The organism is Paenibacillus sp. 3LSP, from assembly GCF_032465655.1.
GTDB lineage: Bacteria > Bacillota > Bacilli > Paenibacillales > Paenibacillaceae > Fontibacillus > Fontibacillus barengoltzii.
Window position 1 is genome coordinate 1 of the sequence record NZ_JAWDJI010000133.1, and the last position, 1922, is coordinate 1922.

Sequence of the window (1922 nt, forward strand, 5' to 3'; positions counted from 1 at the left end):
TCATGATGTTTCATCGTTATTAACTCACGACTCTTACTGAACCAAGTCCTAGCTACTGCTTACTTCTTTAGCCCTCTTCTCGTAGTCAACTAGATACCTTTGATCTGCTTCGTGTTATTCAGCTTTTCATTCTTTCCCACTTCTTCGACTAGACGATGGCAGATAACGTATTGTGTTCCCGACGTCGAAAGGCTTAAGCAGTTGGCCCATCAAGCACAGCGATCCGGGTCACCGGGTGGCTCCGCCACTTAGCCTTACAGACGTGTCCGCCTGAGTTCACTTCCTGCTACTGAATTATCTACGTAGTGACTCCGCTTCTTATTACTCCGGGCGGACCCAGAGGCTCTAGCCGCTGGCGGGAACATGGTGTTATCTGTTGGATTGGGCCCACTTCTTCGAATAGAGACAGGACGTCGACCCACATGTTTATTCCTTCTTTTTACGCCTTTTCAGTTTGTATTCCTCGTGCATGTTATACCTTTTTTCCTTTGTCCCCTTTAGGTAATTGCTTCTTCCGGGTTTATACGAGCTTTATTCTTTACTGGGTTTATACTGGGTTTATACTGGGTTTATACAGGTCTTTTCCCGTTTTATATTCTCGTTCTTTGCTTTGTATTTACCTATCAATTTCCCTCTTCAAGCAACAGGAAGTTGCGCATGGATTACCTACAAATCTTTGGGCCCAATCTGGCAGATAACGTTTCCGTGTTCACGACGTCCCACCGACTTAAGGCTGCGTAGCAGCCGGCCGCGATGCGGTTAGTCGGTGCGGATGTGTCCCGGCAACAGCTTCATCGACTTTACTTCCGGGACCGAGGCGGCTTGTCCGCCGATGCGTGAACACATTGTTACATGAAGTTCCTGACATCTATGAATTAGCTAATGCAATTGTCTTAACAAAAAGGTCGCTAAATAGCGACCTTTTCCATAAGTAATCATGAATTCTGATATACTGCTATTGGATTTATTTCGATGACAGGTCCATCGAGATACAAAGAATTTTCATTAAAATCGACCCCGTTCCCAAACGAAAGACCTTGCTGTCGCATATCATTAAAACCATTGAAAAATTTAATCATTTCCTCTTCTTTCATACGAAGTTTTCCAGGTAAAAATTTGATTAATTCAACTTTGTTGTTAACAGGAGTGATTTTCCTTACCCTCCCAAACAACGTAAATTCCCCTTCTATCTCATAGTGTTCAGTAAATAGATTTTCTTCAATCAAATTTAAAGAAGACACGAATGAGGTGGTAATTTCATTATATGGTTTAAGAATAACTGTTGCACTTTTTGGTTTTAATAAATTCGCAAGTAGCGCTATTTGTTCTGTCCCTGCTTGTTCAGAAAAGAGACCTTTAAATTGATTGACTAGATCCACGATCGATGAAAGCGCAGCTTCCACTGGTGATAATGTTACTGATCCATCTATTTCAATAAATTCTCCGACCTGAAGTTGAGATATTATATCTTCGTCAAAGCCAACTAACCTTTGAACTTTGTTTTCTGAATTTAGAATAGTGTATAAGTCAGTAAATAATGCAGCCGTTGGTAACTTAACTATACCTTCCCTCTCAACACTTCTATTATTATCTCCTTTGTATCTTGCAACAATTTTTCCAAGAGGGGTATTTAGACTTGCTTCCAGTTCATGTTCTTTTGTTTTCTCATTAGTCTGTTTAATTGAGTATTCAGTTACAAGATCATTTACAATAACACTTAATAAGTCAATTGTTTTCTTTCTATCGCAATAAAGAAGATCAGGTAGGAATAGATCCACATCTGCCACCTCTTATCTTTTTTTGTAATATTATAGCATATCAGATCGACTAATATGGATAAATCAAAAGTGTTTTCAGGAATTTCATGTAACGTATCGTGTTCCCGACGTCGAAAGGCTTAAGCCGCTGACCCGTCGAGCGCA

At 40.3% G+C, this 1922-nt stretch carries 1 protein-coding gene; it reads right to left on the reverse strand.

Going from position 1 to position 1922, the window contains the following annotated elements:
* Nucleotides 1-935 precede the first annotated feature (935 nt).
* Nucleotides 936-1787, reverse strand: coding sequence for a DUF6414 family protein (locus RW092_RS10515; protein ID WP_316010183.1), 852 nt, complete (start codon nt 1785-1787; stop codon nt 936-938).
* Between the last annotated feature and the right edge of the window lie 135 nt (nt 1788-1922).